Source organism: Paenibacillus sp. SAF-068 (genome assembly GCF_051967555.1).
Classification (GTDB): domain Bacteria; phylum Bacillota; class Bacilli; order Paenibacillales; family Paenibacillaceae; genus Paenibacillus.
On the sequence record NZ_JBQCJX010000002.1, the window covers coordinates 576,506 to 603,484 of the forward strand.

Genomic DNA, 26,979 nt, shown 5'->3' on the forward strand with positions numbered 1-26,979 from the left:
TGCGCTGGTAAACTAACATAAACGCTTTCGTTCGTCGATATATGAAATTGATTCGGTTCAATACCAATTGGACGGGCCATCCATGCACAATGAGGGGGAGATGGAATAATATGTTGGAATTTGATTTCGAGATGGAGAGCTTTGCTCAAATAAAAGTCATTGGTGTGGGCGGCGGTGGAAGCAACGCTGTTAATCGAATGATTGAAAATGGAGTGCAAGGTGTAGAATTCATTACCGCGAATACGGATGCGCAGGCATTGCACTTGGCGAAATCCGAACATAAATTGCAGATTGGCGATAAGTTGACAAGAGGTCTTGGTGCTGGTGCCAACCCAGAAGTGGGTAAGAAAGCCGCCGAAGAATCTCGTGATCTGATGATGAACACCTTGAAGGGTGCCGACATGGTTTTTGTAACTGCCGGAATGGGCGGGGGTACAGGAACAGGGGCAGCTCCCGTTATTGCTGAGATCGCCAAAGAATGTGGTGCTCTTACAGTAGGGGTAGTGACCCGACCGTTCACGTTTGAAGGACCGAAACGTTCCAGGCATGCCGTACAGGGCATTGAAGCGCTCAAGGAAAAAGTAGATACATTGATTGTGATTCCAAACGATCGTTTGCTTGAAATTGTTGACAAAAAAACACCGATGCTTGAAGCGTTCCGTCAAGTAGATAACGTTCTCCGTCAAGCCGTTCAAGGTATTTCTGACCTGATTGCTGTTCCAGGTCTCATTAACCTTGACTTCGCCGACGTCAAAACGATTATGACAGAACGTGGATCTGCCCTGATGGGAATCGGTGAAGCAACTGGCGAAACTCGTGCCGCTGAAGCTGCACGCAAGGCTATCATGAGCCCATTGCTCGAAACTTCGATTGAAGGTGCACGCGGTGTAATCATGAACATTACGGGCGGAACCAATCTGTCCCTGTATGAAGTCAATGAAGCGGCAGAGATTGTCACTGCGGCTTCAGATCCGGAAGTGAATATGATCTTTGGTGCGATTATTGACGAAAACCTGAAAGAGGAGATCAAAGTTACGGTGATTGCAACGGGATTTGAAGACAAGCCAGCATCGCCGCCTTCTGGTCAAAAACCAACGCCAGCAACGGAGACAACGGATACGCGTTCGCCGAACCTGCGTCCGTTTGGAAATCAGCCGAGCAATGATCAGCTGGACATTCCGACATTTTTACGCAATCGTTCACGCAATAATAACAACGATTAATACTCATATTGATTCAATGGAAACCCGGTACTCCTTATGGAGTGACCGGGTTTTTTCTGTTTTTTTAAATATCATAACATACAGTAATGAACAAATTCTGAACAACGAGCCTACGCTATTCCGACAAAAAAAGTTGGAACCACACCCCCATGATTAGACAGACTTTGAACAGAGGGCTCCGTATACTTGTGAATATGCTCAAGAATATCGGAATACCGGTATACCGTTAATTCGATATGTTGCGCGCAGGCAGGTGAAGAGTTTGGTTGTGTATGTGGATCTAATTTTTTTGACAAACCTGTGTATTGACGGTGCACTTATTGGACTAACCGCCTGGATGCGCAAAACAAAGCTGGTTTGGTGGAGATGGTTGCTATCAGCTATTGTGGGTGCATTATACGTGGTCATGATGTTTGTACCGGAGTTTGATTTTATGTTTACCTTTTTGATCAAGTTCGGTTTCTCGCTGGTCATGCTTATGATTGCTTTTGGTTTTAAAGGCCTGCAGGCTTTTGCGAGGACGCTCGGCACCTTCTATGTGATTAATTTTGTCGCTGCCGGAGGTATTCTGGGTGTGCATTACATGCTTCAGAGCTCCGGTGAGTTGTTTAACGGCATTTGGTTCACGGCTTCTGGCGGGATGTCATTTGATCTGAAGATTGCCTTCTGGTTCACGTTTATCGTATTTTTTGGTGTCCTGTTTTTATTCAAAGCTGTGCAGAGCTCAAAACGGAAAACGGATCGCATGACGACTTATTTGGGTAAAGTTGAGGTCTGCATCGATGAGGTAGTCATTTCTTGTACAGGCCTTCTGGATACGGGCAATCAACTTACAGATCCCTTATCGCGCATGCCGGTCATGGTGATGGAGGCTTCGTTATGGCAAGACATGTTACCTGCTTCATGGAAGGGTAGACTCAAGGACGAGGCGCCGGACAACCTTATTCTGGAGCTTGATCAGGAAAGCTTTCAGTGGCAGGATCGACTGCGGCTGGTGCCTTATCGGGGCATTAACAAAGGGACTGCGTTTATGCTGGCAATGAAGCCGGACCGGGTGAAGGTCACGATGGAGGAAACATGTTATGAGACGACAAGGGTACTCATTGGGCTGGATGGAGGTGTGTTGTCGTCGGATGGGAAATACCAGGCCGTGATTCATCCTGAACTTGTGCAAGACGCTGCTTCTGCGCAGTCTACGGCTCTCTCTGCGGGAGCAACAGAAAAGCCGCTGAATGTGGTATAGGAGGAACGTACATGCTTGTGAAATGGAAACTGGTGGCGCAGCTGCAATATTACCGTCTGTTATTTTTGTTGGGACTCAAAAGTGAAGAAATCTATTACATTGGGGGCAGTGAGGCACTTCCGCCGCCTTTGACAAGGGAAGAAGAAGAGTTTTTACTGCAAAAATTATCTTCGGGAGACTCGGCCATTCGTGCGATGCTTATTGAGCGCAATCTGCGTCTTGTGGTGTACATTGCACGAAAATTTGAGAACACAGGCATCAATATCGAGGATTTGGTCTCCATCGGAGCGATCGGGCTGATTAAGGCAGTTAATACATTCGACCCGGAAAAGAAAATCAAACTGGCCACCTATGCATCACGTTGTATCGAAAATGAAATTTTGATGTACCTGAGACGCAATAGTAAGATCCGAACGGAAGTTTCTTTTGATGAACCGTTGAACATTGATTGGGATGGGAATGAACTATTATTATCGGACGTATTGGGTACAGAAAACGATACAATCTATCGGAATATTGAAGAGCAGGTAGACCGAAAACTTTTGCACAAGGCATTGGAAAAATTAACGGAGCGCGAGCGAATGATTATGGAGCTTCGTTTTGGCTTGACGGATGGGGAAGAAAAGACACAAAAAGATGTAGCGGATCTACTTGGAATCTCCCAATCCTACATCTCTCGTCTCGAAAAAAGAATCATTAAAAGACTTCGCAAGGAGTTTAATAAAATGGTCTGAAATACATGATTACTCAGAATGGGTATTACTGGCAAGGATGCCAAGTGCGAATAAAAAAGCCTGCCCCGGAGATAATGTACATTAATGTTTCTCCTTGGGAGGTAAATCACGATGACCCGAAACAAAGTCGAGATTTGTGGCGTGGACACCGCAAAATTGCCTGTCCTCACCAACACTGAAATGCGGGAATTGTTTCATTCCCTTCAGCAACACCATGATCGCTCAGCAAGAGAGAAATTAGTGAATGGCAACCTGCGTCTGGTACTCAGTGTCATTCAGCGTTTTAACAATCGGGGGGAGTTTGTCGATGATCTGTTCCAGGTTGGTTGCATCGGCCTGATGAAAGCCATTGATAATTTTGATTTATCCCAGAATGTCAAATTTTCAACCTACGCGGTGCCGATGATTATCGGTGAAATCCGTCGATACCTGCGTGATAATAACCCGATTCGGGTATCTCGCTCCTTGAGGGATATTGCTTACAAAGCGCTTCAGGTCCGTGACAGCCTGACGAATAAAAATTCCCGGGAACCGACGATATTCGAAATTGCGGAAGTACTGAATGTGCCGAAGGAAGATGTTGTTTTTGCATTGGACGCTATTCAGGACCCGGTCTCGCTCTTTGAACCGATTTATCATGATGGTGGAGATCCGATCTATGTTATGGATCAGATCAGTGATGACAGGAACAAGGATGTATCATGGATCGAAGAGATTGCGCTCCGTGAAGCGATGCATCGTCTTGGTCAGCGAGAGAAAATGATTCTGTCGATGCGGTTTTTCGAAGGGAAAACCCAGATGGAAGTGGCTGATGAAATTGGTATTTCCCAGGCTCAGGTATCACGTCTGGAGAAATCGGCGATACAGCAGATGCAAAAACATGTAAAGTCGTAATTCGAAGCAGGGACAGGAGGACGATCAATCGGGGCATTGTATACCGTTGATCGTCTTTTTGTGTATGGCGGTTTACAGATTCGATGAAAAACAGGACATTTTTCGCCCCCGTAACATATATTGTATAGAAGCGTGGGAACCGGCATAAGAGGAATAACAGGGGGCGGGAATGAATGAAGGTGAATACGAGCGAAGTTGCGGGACGTGGGATGAAAATTTCGGACTTTCAGACTAAGGATGTCATTAATATCACGGATGGTAAGCGTCTGGGGCAGATCAGCGACTTGGAGCTTGATCTGAAACAGGGCCGGATTGAAGCGATTGTTGTGCCAGGGTACAGTCGTTTTATGGGCCTCTTTGGAGGGGGGACGGATCTGGTCATTCCATGGAGGAATATTGTGAAGATTGGTTCAGATGTCATACTGGTGAAGATGGATGAAGTGAAAGAAAACACGTATGACGAGCGTGATCGGGAAGCACGTCTGTATGATGAACAGCAGCATAACCGTACAGAACGTGTGGAGCGCATTGATCGTTCGGAGCGTAATCAGCGTCGAACGATATAAAGGAGACAGAATGTGGCTCATTTGGTACACTGGAAGTGGTGAGGTGAGATAATGGAACCCTTTGTATTGGATAAGGAATTACTTGAACGGACAAAGAACCCAAATTCAGATTTTGGTCCTGATCCGTTATTATTATATGTCAGGCCCTGGACACAGCAATTTGAACAGTTGTCAGCCGGGTTTACGACGAGGCATGGTGGAGTCGGGAAAGTTCCCTATGCCACGCTCAATTGTGCCTATCATGTGGGAGATGATCCTGAAGTTGTGCTTAACAATCGCAGGCTTGTGACCGAGAAAATTGGCTTTGCAGCGGAAGCCTGGACCTGTGGAGAGCAGGTGCACGGCAAACATGTAGCTGTAATTACCGCCGAAGATCGGAGCAAAGGATTACTTAATCGTCAGTCGGCGTTGCAGGATACGGATGGATTGGTAACGAATGTGCCGGGAGTGCTGTTGACTTCTTTCTATGCAGACTGTGTCCCGCTGTATTTCTATGACCCTGTGCAACAGGCGGTTGGTCTTGCTCATGCTGGTTGGAAAGGTACAGTCGCGGGTATCGCTGTATCCATGGTGGAGACGATGGAACGGGAGTACGGCAGCCGCAGGCAGGACATTCGAGCTGCAATTGGTCCGTCAATTGGGGATTGCTGTTATGAAGTGGATGAGGCGGTCATGCAGCATGTACGGGTTTGGTTTGACGATTCCCCGGGTAATGATGAATACAAGAATTCTGCTTCTAAACAAGCATATCGATCCGTGAATAACGGTAAAACGATGTTAAACTTGAAAGAATGTAATCGACACATTATGATGAAAGCAGGAATATTGCCGGATCATATCGAATGTACAACATGGTGTACAAGTTGTCATCCTGAACTATTTTTCTCCTATCGGAAGGAAAATGGCGTTACAGGTCGGATGGCGAGCTGGATTGGGCTGGAAGAGAGGTGACCCTCTGTGTCATTGGAGGAGCGTATACAACAGGTAAATCAGAAGATTGAGGATGCATGTCGGCGAAGTAACCGTCATCGTGATGATGTGAATGTGATTGCGGTCACGAAATATGTCTCACTTGAAACAACGGGAGCCGTGCTGAATCATGGTCTTGAGCATATTGGAGAAAATCGGTGGCAGGATGCACAGGCCAAATGGGAAGCTTTTGGTCAACAGGGTACCTGGCATTTTATTGGTCATTTGCAGACGAACAAGGTGAAAGACGTGATCGGCAAGTTTCGTTACATACATTCACTGGATCGTTTGTCATTGGCGAAGGAGTTGGATAAGAAAGCAGCTTCACTTGGCATTCAAGTGGAAACGTTTTTGCAGGTGAATATTTCGGGTGAAGAGAGCAAGTATGGCTTACAGCCTGAACAGGCAAGTTCTTTTTTGCGTGATATTCGTTCGTTCAACAATCTCAAGGTCGTTGGCTTAATGACCATGGCACCTCATGAGGATGATCCCGAGCTGACGCGTCCCGTATTTCGCGGATTGCGTGAGCTGAGAGATCAATTGAATGGACAAGCCCTTACAGCAGAACCGTTAACGGAGCTGTCGATGGGGATGTCCAATGATTTTGAAGTCGCCATTGAAGAAGGGGCAACCTGGGTACGGCTGGGATCGATTCTCGTAGGAAAAGAGGAGGGTTCACGATGGGCGTAATGAATAAATTTATGAATTTCCTCGGACTTCAGGAAGAGGAAGAGATTGTGGAACGTGAGCGGATGGCTGCGCAGGAGGAAAATGAAACTGAACAGCAGGAAGCTGAAACCTCAAGTCTCGATAAACGTAGAAACCAAAGGGGGAATAATGTGGTGAGCATTCATTCCCAGAAAAATGTTAAAGTTGTCCTGTATGAACCACGTTCTTATGACGAGGCTCAGGAAATTGCCGACCATCTGCGTTCGCATCGTACCGTTGTAGTGAACTTGCAACGAATTCGCCAGGATCAAGCGCTGCGCGTTATTGATTTTTTGAGTGGCACAGTATATGCATTGGGTGGCGGTATTTCCAAAATCGGCGGAAACATTTTTCTCTGCACGCCAGATACAGTTGAAATTCAGGGATCAATTACGGAAATACTGGCTGACAGCGAGCAAGATTATAACAGAATGAGGTGAGCCACTTTTGTATCAGATTGAAAGCGTGTTGTACACGTTATACCAGATTTACTTCTACATGGTCATTGTCTACATATTGATGTCTTGGCTTCCCAATGCCCGAGAAAGTTTCATTGGTGAATGGCTAGGTAAGTTCGTGGAGCCATATCTAAGACCATTCCGTCGATTTATCCCACCTTTGTTCGGTGTGCTGGATATTTCCCCGATTGTGGCGCTGATCGTTCTGCAACTCGCGCTTAATGGACTGATCTCCATACTTCGGTATTTTGTATATTAGAGGTTGTTCAAAAAGTCCGCTTTTGATAACGAAGGATGCCAAGTGGCATCGTCAGCATCCCATCTTCTCGGTACTGAAAACCGATCTTTTTGAACACGGACTATTAGGGTAGGGTGACATAAATGAGTGGTGAAATTTACGAGCATTTCAGCCATGATGAGCGAGATTTTGTAGATAAGGCATCGGACTGGGTTGAGCGTGCAGGCAAGTATCATGACATGAAGCTAACTGACTTTCTTGACCCAAGACAGGTCTTTATTTTACAAACGCTCGCCAATCGGCGTAATGACGTTCAGATACGCCTGGACGGTGGTTACGAGGCTGCTGAGCGCAAGCGTGCGCTGGTTGCACCTGATTATATGTATCTGGATGATGAGGATATGGGAATGCAGGTGCTCAGTATCACGTCTGATGATCAGAGAATTTCGGAGCTGGAGCATGGGGACTACATGGGTTCCCTGCTCGGGCTTGGGATGAAACGTGGAAAGATCGGGGATATCCAAGTGCTGGAGGACGGTTGCCATACTGTGGTGGCGGCGGAAACCGGCGCTTTTTTATCGCTTCAACTGAATCAGGTGCATCGGTTACATGTGTTCACGGAGTTACTTCCTTTGGATCAGATGCGATGGTCAGAGAACAAACTGGAGACGATGGATATTACGGTTGCTTCGCTTCGTTTGGATGGAATCTGTGCAGATGTATATCGGCTTAGTCGCAGTAAAGTGCTGGTGCCGATCAAAGCTGGGCGCTGCCGTGTGAACTGGAAGGTTGAGGGAGATCCCTCCAAGTCGCTAAAATCAGGTGATGTTGTATCCATTCAGGGATTTGGCCGTTTCAAGGTTCTTGAACAGGATGGAATGACCAAAAAAGGGCGCTGCCGAGTGAAAATCGGGAAATTTGCCTGAGTCAGTTGCAGGAAAATCCGCTTTCTTGTCGAAATGTTTATCATAAAGGTGTAGAAAATACGCGGTGTATCCGATATACATTAAGTCAAAGCTTTATGCTGCAAACCTTCTCTGGATGGGAAGGAAATTTTACAGGAGGTGGACAGCATGCCATTAACGCCGCTGGACATACACAACAAGGAATTTTCCCGACGTTTGCGCGGGTATGACGAGGATGAAGTCAATGAATTCCTGGATCAAGTCATCAAAGATTACGAAGGCGTCATTCGCGAGAACAAAGAGCTGAGCAATCAGTTGCTGTCCGTTCAGGAAAAGCTGGATCATTTTGCTACGATTGAAGAAACGCTCAGCAAAACGATCATCATTGCGCAGGAAGCTGCTGATGATGTGAAGAATAATGCGAAGAAAGAAGCGCAGTTGATCGTGAAGGAAGCAGAGAAAAATGCAGACCGGATCGTGAACGAATCGTTGGGCAAATCACGTAAGATTGCTTTGGAAGTGGAAGAATTGAAAAAGCAGGCATCCATCTATCGTGCTCGTTTCCGCACGCTTGTTGAAGCACAGCTTGAACTGTTGACTCAGGATGGTTGGGAAGTGCTGGAGAGCCGGGAGCAGGAAGTGCGTGACCGTGAGCGGGAGATGAAAGAAATTTATTAATCTTTCGCCTGGTTGACTTTTGTCTGCAAAGAGGCTATAACTATATTCATAATGAATAGTGATTCCATGACGGGTTCAGTACGTTATGATCTCATCCCTCAGAGAGTTGGTGGTTGGTGCAAACCAATGGATGAGTTATAGCCGAATATCTCCCCGGAGAAGTGACGCTGAAGCGGTGATTGTGATTGCCGTGTGTAAGCCGAACCGTAAGCCGTACGTTATAACGGCACCCTGCGGTAGTTTAGCGGGGCATAAGCGCTGTTGATGACAGAGCATACCCAGCTTGCCTGGATGTGGTTTGTGATGAACAGAATTAGGGTGGTAACGCGAGTACAGTCTCGTCCCTTTCCAGGGATGGGGCTTTTTTTGTTTTCAAAAAAAGGGCAAACGCCCATGAGGCCCGAAGGGACCTCAGGGAGAGAGTCGCCCGCCGGGAGAGCGAAGCACCCGGCAGCACCCGCCTCGCGGTAAGGCCATGCGGCGTTCACGCAGGGAACGGTCGCAAATTGGCCGCCACCACGCACATAACCCTCCGCCCAGAAGCGGCGCAACTGTTCCCCCCAACGACAACCCATCCCGGGTGTCCAGAGGGCGGAGCGCCTATGGGGTCCCCCTTGGCAAGGGGGATTTAGGGGGATTGAAACGCTTTTTGTGGACGGTCCACAATTTAACACAGTTGAAAGGAAGAGGATCATCATGCAACGAGTTGACGTCAAAGAGAAAGCACGCGCCAGAGAATTACGTGTGTTGGATAAATGGAAAACGGAGAATACATTCAAAAGATCCATCGAAAATCGGGAGGGCAAGCCAAACTTTGTGTTTTATGAAGGGCCACCAACTGCGAACGGCAAACCGCATATCGGTCACGTACTGGGGCGTGTAATCAAGGATTTCGTTGGACGGTATAACACAATGAAGGGTTACCGTGTGGTTCGTAAAGCAGGTTGGGATACACATGGTCTGCCTGTAGAACTGGGTGTACAGAAGAAGCTGGGCATCTCCCACAAGTGGGAAATCGAAGATTACGGCGTGGAGAAATTCATTAACGAATGTAAAGCAAGTGTATTCGAGTACGAGCAACAATGGCGTGACCTGACGGAAGGCATCGGATATTGGACGGATATGGATAACCCGTACATCACTCTTGATAACAACTACATCGAGAGTGTATGGAACATTCTGGCGACCATTCATGAGAAAGGCTTGTTGTATCGGGGGCATCGTGTGAGTCCGTATTGTCCATCTTGCCAGACAACACTCAGTTCCCATGAGGTTGCACAAGGGTACAAAGACGTCAAAGACCTGAGCGCTACAGCGAAATTCAAGCTGAATGACAGCGGAGAATTCGTACTTGCCTGGACAACGACGCCTTGGACGCTGCCTTCACACGTTGCACTTGCCGTGAATCCGGATATGGACTACTCCCGTGTTCGTCAAGGCGATGAAGTGTACATCATGGCAACGAATCTGGTAGAGAAAGTGATGAAAGATACCAAGGGTGAGTATGAGATCATCGGTGCACTGAAAGGTGCCGATTTGGTTGGCAAAACGTATGGTCCTCCGTTCAACTACGTACAGGCTGAGAAAGCCAATATCATACTGGGCGCAGGCTTTGTAACGGATGCAAGTGGTACGGGTATCGTACACATGGCTCCTGCTCACGGTGAGGATGACTACCGTGTATGCCGTGAGAATGGGATCAGCTTTGTGAACATGGTGGATCTGGAAGGTAAATTTGTTGCTGAGGTTACTGACTTTGCAGGACGTTTCGTGAAGGATTGTGATATTGATATCGTGCGATATCTGTCCGAAAATGGACGTTTGTTCAGCAAAGAAAAATATGAGCACAGTTACCCATTCTGCTGGCGTTGTGATACACCGCTTCTGTACTATGCAATGGACAGTTGGTTTATCCAGACGACAGCCATCAAGGACCAATTGATTGCCAACAATAGTGAAGTGGATTGGTACCCGGGTCATGTTCGTGAAGGTCGTTTCGGGAAATTCCTTGAGGATCTGGTGGATTGGAACATCAGCCGTGACCGTTACTGGGGAACTCCGCTGAACATCTGGGTGTGCGAAGAGACTGGCGAACAATTTGCTCCACATAGCATTGCAGAATTGCGTGCCCGTGCGGTAGGTGATGTGCCTGAGAATCTTGAATTGCATAAACCGTATGTGGATGACGTTAAAGTCATGAGCTCCTGTGGCAAATATGAAATGAAACGTACACCGGAAGTGATCGATGTCTGGTTCGACAGCGGCTCCATGCCGTTTGCCCAGCAGCACTATCCATTTGAAAATAAAGAAGTCTTCGAACAGCAGTATCCTGCTGATATGATCTGTGAGGGAATTGACCAGACACGTGGCTGGTTCTACAGCTTGCTGGCGGTTTCCACCCTTTTGACAGGCAAAGCGCCTTACAAAGCGGTTATGGCTACAGGACACGTTCTTGATGAGAACGGACAGAAGATGTCCAAATCCAAAGGTAACGTGATCGATCCTTGGGAAGTGATTGAAGAATACGGTACAGATGCATTCCGCTGGGCTTTGTTGTCTGACAGTGCACCTTGGAACAGCAAACGTTTCTCCAAAGGTATCGTAGGCGAAGCCAAATCCAAAATGGTTGATACGCTGGTTAACACCCATGCATTCCTGACGCTTTATGCTACCATTGATGGATTTGATCCACAGGAGCACCCGTTCCAACTGTCCGCACACAAGCTGGATCGCTGGATTCTGTCGAGACTGAACAGCCTGATCCTGGTTGTAGAAAAAGCGTTGCTGGTTAACGACTATCTGAACTCTTCCAAAGCGATTGAAGCATTTGTTGATGAGTTGAGTAACTGGTATATCCGTCGTTCCCGTGACCGTTTCTGGGGAAGTGGCCTGACAGACGATAAACTGGACGCTTACCGTACATTGACTGAAGTACTGGTGACTACTGCGAAGTTGGTTGCTCCGTTCACACCGATGCTGGCAGAAGACATCTATCTGAACCTTGCAACAGGTGAGAGTGTGCACATGGAAGACTATCCGGTAGCTAATGAAGCGCTAATTGATGCAGGACTGGAACAGGATATGGAGACGGCTCGCCGCGTGGTTGAACTTGCCCGTAACGTTCGTAACGAAACAGGCATCAAGACACGTCAGCCGCTGTCCGAATTGATCGTTTCCCTGGATAAAGGCTTTGACCTGGCAAGTTATGAAGAGATCATCAAGGAAGAGATCAATGTAAAAGGAATTCGTACGGAGCATAATGATGCGGAATTCGTTGACTTTACATTGAAGCTGAACCTGAAAGTTGCAGGTAAGAAATACGGTAAAAACGTAGGATTCTTGCAAAACTTCTTCAAGGGAATGTCGGCCGATGAGACGCGCAAAGTCGTTTCGGAGGGTGTGCTGAACATCGTTTCACCGGAAGGCGAAGAGCTGCAAGTGACGAGCGAAGAATTATTGGTTGATAAACAGGCCAAATCAGGTTTTGCTTCAGCATCAGGTTACGGTCTGACGGTTGCACTCAATACCGAAATCACCCCAGCATTGGAACAGGAAGGCTGGGTCCGTGAAGTGGTTCGTGCTGTGCAGGATACCCGGAAACGACTGGACTTGCCGATTGAGAAAAGAGTACGTTTGACGCTGGATGTGGATGCATCCCTTCAGGAAGCTATTCAGGCGTTTGATGATGTATTGCGTGAAAATGTTCTCGTAACCGAAGTGACATTTGGCTCGAATGAGTCCATGGAACGTGTTGAAGCCGGAGGCAAATCGATCGGTATTTACATCGAAGCGTAATTCGGAGCATCACCCATTCAACAGGGATAGAATATAGAGAATAAACCAACGGGCCGCAGATAAAGGGACATATTCCCTGTATCTGGGCTCGTTTGTTTTTTAGGCAAAAAGGCAATGATTCTATAGTGCAGCCAATCTATATTGATCAAAGGAACTGACCAAAACATGAGCGAACATGACAAGAAAACCGCATCCACTTCACAACAATCAAAATCAGATAATCTAAATTCCCATGACAAAATTGAAGAGCTGCATACCCTGACGAACCGTCTGGCGAATGAACTGGAACGTTCAAGAATAGCGCAATACACAGAATTGCTGAACAGGCCATGGAAATTGATCGGACTTAACTTAATGTCAGGAGCCGCAAGAGGTGTGGGGATTGCGATTGGATTTACCTTTTTTGCAGCAACGATCATCTATGTTTTGCAGCTCCTTGGGGCGCTCAATCTTCCCATTGTTGGAGATTACATCGCTGATATTGTGCGCATTGTCCAGCGTCAGCTGGATATGAACACCTACTAAGCGATTAAAGGTGAAAGATATCAAAGTGCATTTAGTACATGTCATCCGTCTCCATATCCGGTTCTAACAGACCCTCGCCCTCACGGTTCTCCAGATACTGGCGATATTGCCGATTACGCACGATGGAGACGTCATGACCATAGATGTCCGTTGCAACAAAGCTTTCGTACGCTTCAACGCAACCTTCCACTTCATCGGTGGCTTCAATAGCCATAACATCATAGCTGTCGATATCTCGTCCCTCAGCCATGGCTGGTGAGTTCGATGTGCCCCAGCTTTCAACAATCTGCCAGGTGTCTTCACCATCGAAGCCATTTTGATCATCACGCTCATCCAGACTGGTTCGGCCGAATGCCGGTGCAAGAAATTCTTCTTCTATAGGGCGGTTTTCGGAGACAACGGTTTCCGGTTGATGTTTTTTGCAGTATTTCGTGTAGGGAACAGCTTCCATGCGTTCATAAGGGATGGGCTGCTGGCAGACTGCACATGTCCCATAATGTCCTTCTTCGATGGAGTGCAGTGCAGAATCGATTCGCTCCAATTGGAATTCATCATGTTCCAGCAGTGAAATATCTTTCTCGCGTTCATACACTTCCGTGGCTATGTCGCCAGGGTGATTATCAATTGGTGATAATTCACCTGTCTGGAGTTTAAGGGAGTCACCGAGACCATAATGCTCGTTTTCCGACAGTCTATGTTCAATATCACGCTTATCGGACATCAGTTGGGAACGTAAAAATTGCAGTTGTTTGGTAGTATAATGTGACATAATTTTCCCCTTTCTGCTTCATGCTGGAATCCGGATTTTGACTCTATTGTAGGATGTGCCATTAAGGGCAAGATTACAGAAGGGAAATGTTATCGTTTTTGCCATAAGCATTGGGATGTAGCGCGTCGTGGACGATTTCCAAACAGCTGTGCTACAATAAACAAGTCTGGCGTAAGCCTGGTATCGTTTGGAAAAGACAAGAACGGAGTGACAAACAAACGTGGTGTATTATATCCTCGCTTTTATCGTATTTTTATTGGATCAGGGAACCAAGTATCTGATTGCAACCCGGATGGAACTCAGAGAAGAAATTCCGGTTATCGGCAATTTCTTTGTTATCACATCACATCGTAACTCAGGAGCAGCTTTTGGCATTCTGCAAGACCAGCGTTGGTTCTTTATCGTGGTTACGTTGATTGTGGTCGTTGCCTTGATATGGTATTTGCAAAAAGTAAAAGATACCCCGCACAAATTGCTGCCTGTGGCGCTAAGTTTGGTGCTTGGTGGAGCAATTGGCAACTTCCTTGACCGGGCATTGACCGGAGAAGTTGTAGATTTTGTACAACTTAATTTTGGAAGTTATACGTTTCCCATTTTTAACATTGCCGATTCGGCAATCTGTATCGGTGTAGCGTTGATCATTGTGGAGACGTTGCTGGAAGGACGGCGCGAAAAAGCAGCCGCGAAGATTGAAGGGAATGAACATCATGAGTAATCCGAATAAGGAACAGATTAACGACGAAGAACTAATGAATGGCAATGAACGAATGGAATGGACTGTTGCCGCTGAACATAAAAAAGAACGAATTGACAAATATATTACAGAAGCCGTGGATAACGTATCTCGCTCCCAAGTTCAATTATGGATCGGAGACGGAATGGTTACGGTAAATGGTGCAGTAGTCAAAGCCAATGCGAAGTTATCCGAAGGGGATCTGGTCGAGTTACAGATTCCAGAACCAACTTCTGTGGAGATCGTTGCAGAAGATATCCCACTGGAAGTGGTGTATGAAGACAGCGACCTGATCGTGATTAACAAACAGCGTGGTCTTGTGGTGCATCCAGCACCTGGACATACGTCGGGTACCCTTGTTAATGCACTTATGTATCATTGCAAAGACCTATCGGGTATTAATGGCGAGTTGCGACCTGGTATTGTACATCGTATCGATAAGGATACATCCGGCCTGATCATGGCCGCCAAGAACGATCGCGCTCACGCATCACTGGCTGCTCAGTTGAAGGACCATACGGTGAACAGACGGTATATTGCTCTTGTTCATGGTCATCTTAACCATGATCAAGGGACCATTGATGCACCAATTGGACGAGATACCAATGACCGCAAAATGTATACAGTCACGGAACGTAACAGTAAACATGCCGTTACACATTTTACCGTTACTGAGCGGATTAATGATTACACCTTGCTGGAATTGAAACTGGAAACAGGACGTACTCACCAGATTCGGGTTCACATGAAATTTATTGGGCACCCGCTTGTGGGTGATCCAACTTATGGAAGGAACAAAGGCATCAAAATGCAAGGACAGGCTCTTCATGCTGCCATTCTTGGATTTGTGCATCCATCAACGGGAGAATACCTTGAATTTTCAGCTCCGCTTCCTCAGGATATGGAAGACGTTCTTGCCTCGCTGCGCAGTCGTTAATCGTTCCAAGAAAGTACAAATGTTCGGATACTTTGTCCATGGCTTTGATCACGCAAATGCTTCATATTAAAGTGTAGAAATTTGCGTCACAATGAGGAGATGAACAACGTTATGAGTATCGATAAATACCAAGAAACTTATATTCAGACTAATTTTGCCGACCGTATCGGTGGCTCCAACTATGGTAAAGACACGAACATTTATAAATTCGAGAAAATCAAACGTGCCAAAGCTTCGGCCAAAAAAGATTTTCCCGATGTGGAACTGATTGACCTCGGTGTAGGTGAACCGGATGAAATGGCTGATGCAGGCATTGTAGCTGCACTTGCAGAGGAAGCTTCCAGACCTGAGAACCGTGGTTATGCCGACAATGGTATCCCTGAATTCAAAGCTGCTGCTGCTTCCTACCTGAAAAACGTATTTAACGTAGAAGGTATCGATGCAGATACTGAAATTGTGCACTCCATTGGTTCCAAACCGGCTTTGGCAATGATGCCTTCTTGCTTCATCAATCCGGGTGATGTGACGATCATGACCGTTCCGGGTTACCCGGTTATGGGTACACATACGAAGTATCTGGGTGGAGAAGTGTTCAACATTCAATTGACGAAAGAGAACAACTTCCTGCCTGATCTGACGGCTATTCCGGAAGACATCGCAAAACGTGCGAAATTGCTCTATCTGAACTACCCGAACAACCCAACAGGCGCAAGCGCGACGGTGGAGTTCTTCACTGAAGTCGTGGAGTGGGCTAAGAAATATAATGTTGTTGTTGTACATGATGCTCCATATGCAGCATTGACGTATGATGGCAAAAAACCGTTCAGCTTCCTGTCGGTACCTGGAGCGAAGGATGTCGGCGTAGAGCTGCACTCTCTGTCCAAGTCCTACAACATGACGGGTTGGAGAATCGGATTCGTAGCAGGTAACCCGCTTGTAGTCAAAGCATTCAGTGACGTGAAGGACAACAATGACTCCGGTCAGTTCATCGCGATTCAAAAGGCTGCTGCTTACGGATTGAATCACCCTGAAATTACGGAGAAAATTGCAGAGAAATATTCCCGTCGTCACGATATGCTCGTTGCTGCATTGAACGAACTGGGCTTCCAGGCTGAAAAACCTAAAGGTTCATTCTTCCTCTATGTTGAAGCACCAAAAGGTGTGGTTGGCGGACGTCGCTTCGAATCCGGCGAAGATTTCTCCCAATTCCTGATCCGTGAGAAATTGATCTCATCCGTACCTTGGGATGATGCAGGTAACTTTGTTCGTTTCTCCGTAACCTTTGAAGCGAAGGGTGAAGAGGAAGAGAAACGCGTTATTGCTGAGATCAAACGTCGTCTGAGCGACGTACAATTCGAATTTTAATTTATCGTATCCTGCAGATTAAACATAAAAAAAGAGACCGGTAACGGTCTCTTTTTTTATGTTTATATTAGATTTTTTTGATTTACTCCCTTTACAAAATTATACAAGCAACATATGATTAGATCTTTACGTTATTTGTTATATACAGAAGTTGTTTTTGAAGGGAGTTATTACAATTGTTATCATCACGAACGAGTACGGTGTCCTCACCGGCTACTGGGACAGGCAGTACAGTATCAGGATTATTCAGATTGTTAAGACCCAAACAGTGGACTAAAAATCTGCTGTTATTTGCTGCGTTGCTTTTCTCTTTTGAGGAAATTCGGACTGAAACCATTCTTGCGACTTTGCTTGGTTTTATTCTGTTTAGCCTCGTTGCAGGCTGCGTTTATATTTTAAATGACTTTGTAGACCGGGACAGGGATCGACAGCATCCGGTGAAAAAGTATCGTCCCATGGCTTCTGGGCAGGTGAATCCGACGCATGCTTTGTTGTTTGGCATTATTCTGTTAATGCTTTCCTTAGGAACGGCATTCATGATGAATCCTCTATTTGGGGTATTATGTATCGTCTATTTCCTGTTGAATGTATCATATTCATTTGTGCTGAAACATCTCGTTATCCTGGATATGATGACCATTGCAGCCGGCTTTGTACTTCGTGCCATTGCAGGTGGTGTGCTGATCCATGTACCATTCACACCATGGTTTTTGATCTGCACCATGCTGTTGTCGTTGTTCTTGGCTATTGGCAAACGCAGAAATGAACTTACGTTGCTTGAGGGGAATACGGGATCACACCGTAAGGTGTTGGATAACTACTCCATTACGTTGCTGGATCAATTCAATACGATTGTGACGACAGCTACGATTATCAGTTATTCCCTGTTCACATTCACTTCAGATCGGACGATTCACCTGATGTGGACCATTCCACTGGTTATCTACGGCATGTTCCGTTATCTGTATCTGATCCATATGAAGAACCAGGGAGGCTCGCCCGATCGTGTTCTGTTTGAGGACAAGCCCATATTAATTACGGTAATTTTGTATGTCATAAGTGTTGTTACCATTTTTACTATCTTTGAATAAAGGCTGAGGGGGATCAGGGTGAAAAGCAAGAAAGTCGCAATTTTTGATATTGATAAAACGATTATACGCAGTGATTCCATGTTTCAATTTGTGCACTACGGTGTTCGCCGTTACCCGTGGCAGGTATGGAGACTACCTGTCATTGCATTACATACTGTTTTATTCAAAGCAGGCTTGATGACTGTTGAACAAGTCAAACGATCCTATTTTCATGCAATTGAGCGTATGTCTGAAAAAGATCTCGAACATTTCTTTGATACCCGATTGCGTACGTCCATTTTTGCCGAGGCCAGTGTAGAGATGCAGCATCGCAAAGAAGCAGGATATCATGTCTTGCTGGTAACTGCATCCCCGCATGCCTATATGAAATACTTTAAAAACTTTCCCTGGGTGGATCATGTCATTGGAACTGAACTGGTCCGTCATGCGAATGGTTACACATGCAGGATTGATGGCAGCAATTGCAAAGGGGAAGAGAAGGTACGCCGAATTCAGGCTTATCTGAGGGAGAAGGATATGGTCATTGACTATGACCAGTCATGTTCCTACTCGGACTCCTTATCCGACCTTCCGGTCATGCAGCTTGTGAGTCAACGATACTTTATTAACAAGCGTGTTCCGGATATGGAGGCATTAACGTGGGGGAAATAACATCGCGTCATGCTGGTAAATGGTTGATGCTCGTTTCCGCTTTTCTGACAGCCACGGGACAATTGTTCTGGAAATGGGGACTAACCGAGTGGGTCTACCTGGGTGTTGGTTTTCTGTGTTATGGACTTGGAGCCATTTTGATGATTAAAGCTTTTGCTCTGGAAAAACTCTCGGTTGCTTACCCTCTGATGTGTGCCAGCTACGTATTCGCCTTAATCTATGGATTTTTTTTGCTTGGGGAAGAAATTACGGTGCAAAAGCTGGCAGCAGTTGTGTTGCTTGGAATCGGGGTGACATTAACCAGTGTTGATCGATAACTGGATGGTTGCTGTTTTAATTGTCATGACGTTGTGTGGTGCACTTGGCGGGGCCGGACTGAAAGCTTATGCATCTAGTCGCAAGCGTCTGCATGTTCTCATGGGACTTGGATTCTACGGAACGGGTGCGTTACTGAATATTATATTGTTGAAATTTCTTCCATTAACCATAGTACTGCCCGCGAACGCACTAACGTATGTCTGGACCCAGGTCATTGCGATGCTGGTATTTAAAGAGAATGTGGGCCCTTTACGCTGGATTGGTGTGGCATGTATCATGGGTGGCCTTTGTTTGTTGGTGTTTTAGTTTGAACTATCCATTATTCACACGAGCACTACGATGACAGAATAACCTTCCAATCGCTCAAATTATGATGTTTTTTATAAAATTTATTGGATGTGAATGAAAGCATGAAATTTTTGGACTACTTATTTTATAATCGAAGAGCTAACTGGACAGCCTTTTATTTGTTTGCGGGATTTGCTCTATTCTATGGTTTAATGAACGGCTCGTACGTTCTGTACATTGAAAATAATGCAGAAATGCTCGGGAAGTATAGCCCATTTAATACGACGCTGTTTCCACTCAACTTATTCAACTTTGATCCTTCAATGTATTATGGGGATAACAGTTCTTCCGTTATCCATCCGCTGATTTCCTTTCTCGCAGTCGCTCTTGCGGCTGTAGCGAAGCTGCTGGGAGGTAACTGGTTCTTTCTGGTCCTGCAATCGCTGGTGAATGCGGCTTCGGTGGTGCTGGCGTATCTGTTCCTGAGTCAAAAAGAAGATAAACCGACCATCGTATCTTTGCTGTTCGCCTTACTGTTTGGTTTCAGTTCCTACCTGATGTATACCGCGTTAATCCCGGATTCGTATCCTTATGTACAGTTCGTTATTCTATTCTCCGTGGTTTACATGCAGTATACTCGTGAGCGTCAGGACGTACGATATATACCCAATGCATTGCTTGCGTCGATTAACTTTGGACTAACCTCGACCAATATCGTACCGTTTGCTGGTGCCACTTTCTTCAATATGCATGCATGGCGTAATAAGGCCAACTTGAAAAAATACATCGGCATTATGGCATTAGCGGTTCTGATTATTATCGTATTAACAGGCATTCAATATGTAGCCTTTGGAGGTCGCAGCTGGGTAAGTAACTGGTTACTGGGCATTCAAAATGGTGGGACTAGCTATGCAACACCATTCCAGTTCGCTGTTCACTGGAAAGCATTGAACATGTTAACCATTAATCCCATGCTAACACCGAAGATGCATTTACTGGACCCGGGCATGGCAGCCTTTGTTACGGATCTATCCCGTTCCAATCCAATCGTTGTGCAGATTACAGGTATCTTTATTTTACTATTGGCACTTATGGGCATCATTAGAGGCATTCGTGAACGTGAAGTATGGACCCTTGTGCCATATATTTTATTTGCCTTTTTGCTTCATGTAGTCGTGGGCTTCGGTCTGGCTGTATTTCAATATGATATGTACCTGTATGCGGGACACTATCTGTTTGCGTTCTTCCTGTTGGGTGGAGGCTTCGTCATCAGCCTTCGTCCGGGATTGGGCAAAAAAGCGATTATAGGTTTAATCATGTTATGTGTTATCGTTACGGCAAGTAACAACATCTATCGCCATTTAGAAACATTAACAACAATTAAGCAATCCTATGATCAATTGGAACAGGAGCGCTCAGTGAAATAATCATTTAATCAAATGTATCTATTCATATAAGGAAATAAGAAAAGGCCATTGGATGGAAAGTCCAACGGCCTTTTTTTATTTATTGTCGAGTAAACAAGTTAAGCAATAATTTTGGTCTTCTTGGCATTCTCTGCTGAACGTTTGGTGAGATTGCTGAGTGGACGTTTCAAAGCAAGAGCAACAATGAGACTGAGCGCGATGAACATACACAACCACAGAATATCCTTGATGGCAGTAGACCATAATATGCCGCCGACCGACTCACGCAGCAGACTGATCGCATACGTGAAGGGCATGAACGGATTTAATGCCTGGAAAAAGGGAGATGTCATGCTGATTGGGAAAGTTCCACCGGAGCTGGAGAACTGGAATACCATGAAGATGATGGCGATCCCTTTTCCGATATTTCCAAAAACGGAAAGCAGTGTGTACGTGATGGTCACAAATACGGCACTCACCAGCATGGCAAACAGAACAAACCACAGTTTATCTGCGACATAGGTGCCCAGAATTAAAATATCTCCCAAGGTGACGCATATCGCCTGAAGTAAGCCGATGGTCAGAAAAGTAGCGAGACGTCCAAGATATAATTCATATCCCCGGAACTTGCCCTCTGGATTCTCAGCTTCGGCCCGAAGCAGAGAAATCAACAGGGTTGAGCCGACCCACAAGGACAGTACGCCATAAAATGGTGACATGGCCGATCCATAGTTCGGAATCGGGTAAAGCTGTTGTTCCTTGATGTGCACTGGACTTGCAAGGAAAGCACTCTCTTCTTCGATATCGCCGCGCAAAAGTTTGGCAAGCTCGGCAAACTGGTTATTACCTTCAACTTCCCTAAGTTTGTCGGCAGCCTTGCTGATGGCACTTTCCAATGCTGGCAGATCATCACGTACCAGCATGGCAACACGGTGTACTCCTTTTTCGACCTCAGGTAGCTGGTTCTGAACAAACTCGGATGCTTTGCCTATCTGCTTCTCGGCATTCGGCAGATCATGACGAACAAAATCAGCCGCTTCGTTCAGTTTGGTTCCCAGTTTAGGCAGATCGGTCCGAATTAAGGAAGAGACAGTGTTCAATGCCTGGATAAAACCTTCACTTTTGTTCGCAAGTGTCTCTGATATCTCATGGATCTTGGATTGTATTTGAGGCAGTTCGCTCTGGATTTTGGTCAACTCTGTCTGCCCAAACGTAATGCCTTCTTTGGCAGATGCAAGAATGTCTGCAATATCCGGAATTCGATCTCTTGCTCCCTGCAGAGCACTTGCTGAAGTGGAGAGGATGGATCTAAGCTTATCCGCTCCAGCCGATAGAGCCGGCGATATGTCGCTCTCATAAGTGTTCAAGAGATTGCCAATGCCGCTGCTCATGTCTTTAGAGAGGGAATTTAACTGAGCGATGACGTCTGCGGGCAGCGTTGTATTGCGACGAATAGCATCACTCATGATGCCAGCGAGCCGGATTTGCAACTGCAGTTTATCTGAAACAGAGTTCAAATGCTGAATTTGTTCGGCAAGTGGATGGCTTGGAAGCAAGTTGTCTATTTTGCCCAGTAGGTTTGCCATACTGTCGACAAGTTTTACCGCAATCCCCAAACGTGCAACAATCCGGTCCAGATCTTCTGCTGTTGGCAGCTGATTAAGATCCGAATTTTGCAATTGTGCAAATATGTCTCCAGCAGCGTTGGTAATCTGCTGCACCAGCAGCAGATTTTGGCGGATCGTTGGGCCAATAGCCTGAAACGCTTCTTCACTTGAATCTACAAATTGATTCAAGCCTTCGGCCAGCTCAATTCCACTGCCAGCGATTTGGGATACCTTGTCGAGATCTTGTTCTGCGGCCGTTACGATAGACAGAGCTTTATTGGTTTTATCCAGAGCTGTTTGGATGACACCTGATACCTGACCAAAGTTTTCATCCACTTCTCGAATACGTTCTACCGCTTTTTGTATATCCGGTATCCGACCTTGAATAGCCAGCACTTCGGAAGCCGCATCATTAATTTGTGGCCAATACTCCTGCACCTTGAGCACATACTGTGCTGCCTGATTGATTTCGGGTAGCTTTTTTTCAATTTCGACGATCTTTTGAGCATCTTTTACAATCTCAGGCATGGCCTTTTCCACTTCCAGGACCTTTTGACCCGCAGCCTGTATGGCCGGAAGATTTTTCTCCAGTGTGAAAATCCCATTCTCCATCTTGCGCAAAGTTGGAAGCTGCGCGTTAATTTCAACCCCGGCTTCCTTCAACTTGGTTAGAACGGCCTCACTAACGGCTTCAGTGAAATTTTCATTGATTTGTGTTGTAATCGCAGATACACCGGAGCCTGTGATTTTAGGAGCAATGGCATTCACCTTCTCATTAACGGTATAGATGACCTCTGGGCGCTCCAGCTTTCCGTCAACGATACCTGTAATTTTGGATGAAAAGTCTCCGGGAATGAGCAGGCTTGCATAATAATCTCCTGTTTGTACACCCCGACTGGCTTCGCTCCGATTCACAAAAGTCCAGCCAAGCTTTTCATTGTGCTTGAGGCTGGAGACCAATTCGTCTCCGATATTGACATGGGTACCTGCAACAGTTGAACCCTTATCCTCGGTTGTCACTGCAATTTTGATCCCTTGGGTGTTACTGTACGGGTCCCATACGGACTTCACGTTGACCCAGTCATACACCCCGGGCAGTAAAATAATGGCTACAATTAGAAATATACCTGTAGGAACCTTCAGAATATGCAACCAGTCTGTTTTGTAAACGTGCCAAATGTGACGCATGACTTCCTCCTAATGTACATGAATGTAGATCGTGTCTTGTTTCTGTGTCGCATAGTTGTGAATCTTATGTATATCGGCATTATTGCAGCATCTATGAATGGGTTCATGTTTATAAACTGTACCCATTTCAATGGGTACTAATTCAGAGCCTTCATCTATAGAAGGATAAAACTCACCGTTTGTTCTAAAAGGGAGTGTTTTGTCTCTACTTCAGCATAGGCAGAGGTTTATTTTGGTTATATCAGATTTCTCATTTTTCTATGGATAAATATGCAGAAATGTTGTATAATTATGAATAACCAATGAGATGTATTGTGCATGGATGTTTTTCAGCCTAACTGCTGATTCTAAGAAGAACGAAGCAGAGGGTTTCCACCTGCGATGGTGAGGTGTTGACAGGGGGTTGTCTTTCTGTCATAATTCATGAAGACAAACGGACATATTGATTATAGAACCCTGTGAGGTCCTGCAATATGAACGACATGAATAGCACCTTTAAATCAGTCCCGTGAGACTGGCAAGGTAACGTGAACGATACATCGTTTTTTTTGCTGCGGCAAATGAAGCGATGTATCCCCGAGAGTAAACTTTCTTCAGAGCGGTCTGAAGTTCGGAGACTCCTTGCCAATAAACACGGCAAGGAGTCTTTTTTGTTCTCCTCGTCACGGGGCCATGATCTGAAGGGAAATCCTGAGGAGGCTGAACGCATGAGCACAGAGACACATGTCATTATGGATGAGACGGCGATCCGCCGCGCATTAACACGGATTGCCCATGAGATATTGGAGAAAAACAAAGGAATTGACGATTGTGTACTGGTCGGTATCCGTACACGCGGGGTTTACCTCGCAGAACGGATTGCCGCGAAGATTGAAGAAATCGAAGGCGCTAAAGTCCCCTGGGGAGAACTGGATGTGACTCCTTACCGCGATGATCGCTTGGACGAAAATAAAGCGAATCGCAAGGAAATGTTGATTATGACACCTGAATCACTTTCGATCCACAATAAAAAAGTGATTTTGTTCGATGATGTGCTCTATACCGGACGGACGATTCGCGCAGCGATGGATGCTCTGATGGACTGTGGAAGACCACAGAACATTCAGTTGGCTGTACTCGCAGACCGCGGACACCGGGAACTTCCAATTCGACCTGATTTTATCGGCAAAAATGTGCCGACTTCCAAATCTGAGGAGATTGAAGTTGCACTCATGGAAACGGATGGACAGGACGAAGTCAAAATCACTCAGAACCGGGGGGAGCAAGCATGATGATTACACAGACAGCATTGAGAGACCGAAGCTTGCTTGGACTGAAGGAACTTAGTCGAGGAGAAATCGAGTCAATTCTGAACAGAGCGGCTCACTGGGAAGCTCAGAAAGAGAAACTGGTTCCTGTACTGGAATCACGCTTCGTTGCGAACATGTTCTTCGAGAACAGCACACGTACGCGTTTCTCCTTCGAGATGGCAGAGAAACGCCTGGGCGCACAAGTACTGAACTTTACGGCAGCCGCATCCAGTGTGGAAAAGGGAGAATCCATCTACGATACGGTACGAACACTTGAGTCGATGGGAATTGATGCATGCGTGATCCGGTTGAAACCGGCAGGCGTTTTGCAACAACTGGCTCAGAAAGTGAACGTCCCGCTCGTAAACGCCGGAGACGGCAACAATGAGCATCCCACACAGGCGCTGCTGGACCTCTACACAATGCGGAAAGCATTCGGCGAACTGAAAAGCTTGCGTGTTTCCATCATTGGCGACATCCTGCATAGCCGTGTGGCACGCTCCAACCTGTGGGCACTGCAAAAGTTTGGTGCCGATGTACGTTTCTGTGCTCCGCAAACGATGCAGGCGCCGGAACTTGCGGAGCATGCTCCTTATGTAGGTCTTGAAGAAGCGTTGGATGCAGATGTAGTCATGATGCTCCGTGTTCAACTGGAACGTCATCAACATGGATTAATTACTTCAGCTGAGGATTATCGCGAACACTACGGATTGACGGAAGAACGGGCGTCACGCCTAAAACCAAGCACGATTATCATGCACCCTGCTCCAGTAAACCGCAATGTCGAGGTAGATGACGCGGTTGTGGAGAGTGAAGCATCTCGGATCTTCCCGCAGATGGCAAACGGCGTTCCTATCCGCATGGCGGTTATGGAACGAGCGATGAAATTGTAACAGGGTCTGGCTGTGGGTCATAGGCTGACGGGACGGCAGTTCTTATAGAGCAATAAGAGAGTACACGATATAGAAAATCATCCGGCTTGCTGGATAAGCCGGACAGAACCGAAGCGGAGGGCAATTATGTTACAGATTATAAAGAATGCGAACATCTTGAACCAACAAGGGGAACTTGAACGGAAAACCATCATTATAGATGAAGGTAAAATTAAAAAAATCGCTGGTCTGGAAGACCAAGCCTTATTGGACGCCGAGAAGTCGGCACATCGTGTGACGGACGCTTCGGGCAAACTGGTCATTCCAGGATTGATCGATATGCACGTGCATCTGCGTGAACCTGGATTCGAACACAAAGAGACGATCGAGACAGGTGCTCGTTCAGCAGCACAAGGTGGATTTACCACGATTGCTTGCATGCCGAACACAAGACCGGTAACAGACACAGCGGAAGTTGTAAAACTGGTATTGGATAAAGCCAAAGAAGCTGATCTGGTTAAAGTGTTGCCTTACGCAGCCATTACGAAAAACGAACTGGGTCGTGAACTCACCGATTTTGCCGCATTAAAAGAAGCAGGCGCTATTGGATTCACGGATGACGGAGTAGGCGTACAAAACGCTCAGATGATGAAGGATGCCATGAGCCTCGCAGCAAGCATGGATATGCCAGTGATCGCTCACTGTGAAGATGATTCACTGGTTGTCGGTGGATATGTGACGGAAGGTGAGTTTTCGAAGCGCCACGGCATCAAAGGCATTCCAAATGAATCCGAGGCCATCCACGTAGGTCGTGATATCCTGCTTGCAGAAGCAACCGGAGTGCATTACCACGTCTGCCATGTAAGTACAGAGCAATCGGTTCGCCTGATTCGTCTGGCGAAGTCCATCGGAATCAAAGTAACTGCTGAGGTATGTCCGCACCATCTGGTGTTGTCGGATGAAGATATTCCGGGCATGGATGCCAACTGGAAAATGAACCCGCCGCTGCGTTCACCACGCGATGTGCAGGCATGCATTGAAGGTTTGCTGGACGGCACGCTGGACATGATTGTAACCGATCACGCTCCTCACAGTGAAGAAGAGAAAGCTAAGGGCATGGAGCTGGCACCTTTCGGAATCGTTGGATTCGAAACAGCCTTCCCGCTGCTGTACACGAAGTTTGTGGAAACAGGACTGTGGAGCCTGGACTTCCTGGTGAAACGCATGACTGCTGATCCGGCACGGGTATTCCGACTGGATACTGGCAAACTGGAAGAAGGAGCACCAGCAGATATCACGATGATTGACCTGAACGAGGAAAAAGCGGTCGATCCTGCAACATTTGCAACCAAAGGAAGAAACACACCATTCACAGGCTGGAAGCTGAAAGGTTGGGCCGTACAAACCTGGGTGGATGGCAAAAGCGTGTGGAGTAACACGGTACAACAGTAAAACGGTAACTCAACAAATTAATAAATCAGTAACTCTTAATCTGTAACTTTTACACCAGTAACATCTTTTCAACTAAC

26 protein-coding genes and 1 other annotated feature are annotated in these 26,979 nt (G+C 46.3%); of the genes, 24 read left to right on the top strand and 2 right to left on the bottom strand.

Annotated features, from left to right (window positions below):
• The first annotated feature begins 110 nt into the window (after positions 1-110).
• From ftsZ to ACTHPG_RS16580, 13 genes are all read left to right on the top strand, one after another.
• Positions 111-1,223, top strand: coding sequence for a cell division protein FtsZ (ftsZ, locus tag ACTHPG_RS16520; RefSeq protein WP_192268939.1), 1,113 nt, complete (start codon positions 111-113; stop codon positions 1,221-1,223).
• Between the two features lie 262 nt (positions 1,224-1,485).
• Positions 1,486-2,466 carry a sigma-E processing peptidase SpoIIGA gene (gene spoIIGA, locus ACTHPG_RS16525; RefSeq protein WP_440390638.1) on the top strand — a complete coding sequence of 327 codons (981 nt, stop codon included), beginning with the start codon at positions 1,486-1,488 and terminating at the stop codon, positions 2,464-2,466.
• Between the two features lie 11 nt (positions 2,467-2,477).
• Positions 2,478-3,200 (top strand): RNA polymerase sporulation sigma factor SigE, encoded by a 723-nt coding sequence (gene sigE / locus ACTHPG_RS16530; RefSeq protein ID WP_017687308.1) that lies wholly within the window; start codon positions 2,478-2,480, stop codon positions 3,198-3,200.
• A gap of 111 nt (positions 3,201-3,311) precedes the next feature.
• Positions 3,312-4,094 (top strand): RNA polymerase sporulation sigma factor SigG, encoded by a 783-nt coding sequence (sigG, locus tag ACTHPG_RS16535; RefSeq protein WP_017687309.1) that lies wholly within the window; start codon positions 3,312-3,314, stop codon positions 4,092-4,094.
• A 173-nt stretch (positions 4,095-4,267) separates the two neighbouring features.
• Positions 4,268-4,660 carry a YlmC/YmxH family sporulation protein gene (locus ACTHPG_RS16540; RefSeq protein WP_440390639.1) on the top strand — a complete coding sequence of 131 codons (393 nt, stop codon included), beginning with the start codon at positions 4,268-4,270 and terminating at the stop codon, positions 4,658-4,660.
• Positions 4,661-4,711: 51 nt separating this feature from the next.
• Positions 4,712-5,611: a peptidoglycan editing factor PgeF gene (pgeF, locus tag ACTHPG_RS16545; protein WP_440390640.1), complete on the top strand. Its 900-nt coding sequence runs from the start codon at positions 4,712-4,714 to the stop codon at positions 5,609-5,611.
• A 6-nt stretch (positions 5,612-5,617) separates the two neighbouring features.
• Positions 5,618-6,319: a YggS family pyridoxal phosphate-dependent enzyme gene (locus ACTHPG_RS16550; RefSeq protein WP_440390641.1), complete on the top strand. Its 702-nt coding sequence runs from the start codon at positions 5,618-5,620 to the stop codon at positions 6,317-6,319.
• Complete coding sequence (locus ACTHPG_RS16555) at positions 6,310-6,777, top strand: cell division protein SepF (protein WP_440390642.1); 468 nt, start codon at positions 6,310-6,312, stop codon at positions 6,775-6,777. The genes ACTHPG_RS16550 and ACTHPG_RS16555 overlap by 10 nt, the downstream gene beginning before the upstream one ends.
• A gap of 7 nt (positions 6,778-6,784) precedes the next feature.
• On the top strand, positions 6,785-7,054 hold the full coding sequence (locus ACTHPG_RS16560; protein ID WP_301290087.1) for a YggT family protein: 270 nt from the start codon (positions 6,785-6,787) through the stop codon (positions 7,052-7,054).
• Between the two features lie 122 nt (positions 7,055-7,176).
• Positions 7,177-7,959, top strand: a complete 783-nt coding sequence (locus ACTHPG_RS16565) for an RNA-binding protein (protein ID WP_440390643.1) — start codon at positions 7,177-7,179, stop codon at positions 7,957-7,959.
• 147 nt (positions 7,960-8,106) lie between these two features.
• Positions 8,107-8,616 carry a DivIVA domain-containing protein gene (locus tag ACTHPG_RS16570; RefSeq protein WP_062835445.1) on the top strand — a complete coding sequence of 170 codons (510 nt, stop codon included), beginning with the start codon at positions 8,107-8,109 and terminating at the stop codon, positions 8,614-8,616.
• 57 nt (positions 8,617-8,673) lie between these two features.
• Positions 8,674-8,965 (top strand) — a binding site (T-box leader).
• A gap of 347 nt (positions 8,966-9,312) precedes the next feature.
• Entirely contained in the window at positions 9,313-12,411 is a 3,099-nt protein-coding gene (ileS, locus tag ACTHPG_RS16575; protein ID WP_440390644.1) for an isoleucine--tRNA ligase, read from the top strand.
• A 165-nt stretch (positions 12,412-12,576) separates the two neighbouring features.
• Positions 12,577-12,936, top strand: a complete 360-nt coding sequence (locus ACTHPG_RS16580; RefSeq protein WP_440390645.1) for a DUF5665 domain-containing protein — start codon at positions 12,577-12,579, stop codon at positions 12,934-12,936.
• Positions 12,937-12,967: 31 nt separating this feature from the next.
• On the opposite strand, the gene ACTHPG_RS16585 is transcribed toward ACTHPG_RS16580, so the two are convergent.
• Positions 12,968-13,705, bottom strand: coding sequence for a TraR/DksA C4-type zinc finger protein (locus tag ACTHPG_RS16585; protein WP_440390646.1), 738 nt, complete (start codon positions 13,703-13,705; stop codon positions 12,968-12,970).
• A 220-nt stretch (positions 13,706-13,925) separates the two neighbouring features.
• Between ACTHPG_RS16585 and lspA the strand changes: the two genes are divergently transcribed.
• The 8 genes from lspA to ACTHPG_RS16625 all read left to right on the top strand — a co-directional run bounded on the left by lspA (position 13,926) and on the right by ACTHPG_RS16625 (position 20,515).
• Positions 13,926-14,420 (top strand): signal peptidase II, encoded by a 495-nt coding sequence (lspA, locus tag ACTHPG_RS16590; RefSeq protein WP_091028497.1) that lies wholly within the window; start codon positions 13,926-13,928, stop codon positions 14,418-14,420.
• Entirely contained in the window at positions 14,413-15,375 is a 963-nt protein-coding gene (locus ACTHPG_RS16595) for an RluA family pseudouridine synthase (RefSeq protein WP_440390647.1), read from the top strand. The genes lspA and ACTHPG_RS16595 overlap by 8 nt, the downstream gene beginning before the upstream one ends.
• Positions 15,376-15,486: 111 nt before the next feature.
• Entirely contained in the window at positions 15,487-16,740 is a 1,254-nt protein-coding gene (locus tag ACTHPG_RS16600) for an LL-diaminopimelate aminotransferase (protein WP_036674844.1), read from the top strand.
• A gap of 200 nt (positions 16,741-16,940) precedes the next feature.
• A complete protein-coding gene (locus ACTHPG_RS16605) occupies positions 16,941-17,831 on the top strand; it encodes a decaprenyl-phosphate phosphoribosyltransferase (RefSeq protein WP_440390828.1) in 891 nt (296 codons plus the stop codon).
• 18 nt (positions 17,832-17,849) lie between these two features.
• Positions 17,850-18,482 carry an HAD-IB family hydrolase gene (locus ACTHPG_RS16610; protein ID WP_440390648.1) on the top strand — a complete coding sequence of 211 codons (633 nt, stop codon included), beginning with the start codon at positions 17,850-17,852 and terminating at the stop codon, positions 18,480-18,482.
• A 26-nt stretch (positions 18,483-18,508) separates the two neighbouring features.
• The gene (locus ACTHPG_RS16615) at positions 18,509-18,799 is read left to right on the top strand and encodes an EamA family transporter (RefSeq protein ID WP_440390829.1); all 291 of its coding nucleotides are present in this window, start codon (positions 18,509-18,511) and stop codon (positions 18,797-18,799) included.
• Positions 18,786-19,106 (top strand): EamA family transporter, encoded by a 321-nt coding sequence (locus ACTHPG_RS16620; RefSeq protein WP_440390649.1) that lies wholly within the window; start codon positions 18,786-18,788, stop codon positions 19,104-19,106. Before ACTHPG_RS16615 ends, ACTHPG_RS16620 begins: the two co-directional genes overlap by 14 nt.
• A gap of 104 nt (positions 19,107-19,210) precedes the next feature.
• On the top strand, positions 19,211-20,515 hold the full coding sequence (locus ACTHPG_RS16625) for a DUF6080 domain-containing protein (protein ID WP_440390650.1): 1,305 nt from the start codon (positions 19,211-19,213) through the stop codon (positions 20,513-20,515).
• 98 nt (positions 20,516-20,613) lie between these two features.
• Here ACTHPG_RS16625 and ACTHPG_RS16630 read toward each other — a convergent pair whose 3' ends face one another.
• Complete coding sequence (locus ACTHPG_RS16630) at positions 20,614-23,289, bottom strand: YhgE/Pip family protein (protein WP_440390651.1); 2,676 nt, start codon at positions 23,287-23,289, stop codon at positions 20,614-20,616.
• 707 nt (positions 23,290-23,996) lie between these two features.
• On the opposite strand from ACTHPG_RS16630, the gene pyrR reads away from it, so the two are divergent.
• The 3 genes from pyrR to ACTHPG_RS16645 all read left to right on the top strand — a co-directional run bounded on the left by pyrR (position 23,997) and on the right by ACTHPG_RS16645 (position 26,902).
• Entirely contained in the window at positions 23,997-24,560 is a 564-nt protein-coding gene (gene pyrR, locus ACTHPG_RS16635) for a bifunctional pyr operon transcriptional regulator/uracil phosphoribosyltransferase PyrR (RefSeq protein ID WP_017687330.1), read from the top strand.
• Positions 24,560-25,471 carry an aspartate carbamoyltransferase catalytic subunit gene (locus ACTHPG_RS16640; protein WP_440390830.1) on the top strand — a complete coding sequence of 304 codons (912 nt, stop codon included), beginning with the start codon at positions 24,560-24,562 and terminating at the stop codon, positions 25,469-25,471. Before pyrR ends, ACTHPG_RS16640 begins: the two co-directional genes overlap by 1 nt.
• A 126-nt stretch (positions 25,472-25,597) precedes the next feature.
• A complete protein-coding gene (locus ACTHPG_RS16645) occupies positions 25,598-26,902 on the top strand; it encodes a dihydroorotase (RefSeq protein WP_440390652.1) in 1,305 nt (434 codons plus the stop codon).
• Positions 26,903-26,979: the final 77 nt, after the last annotated feature.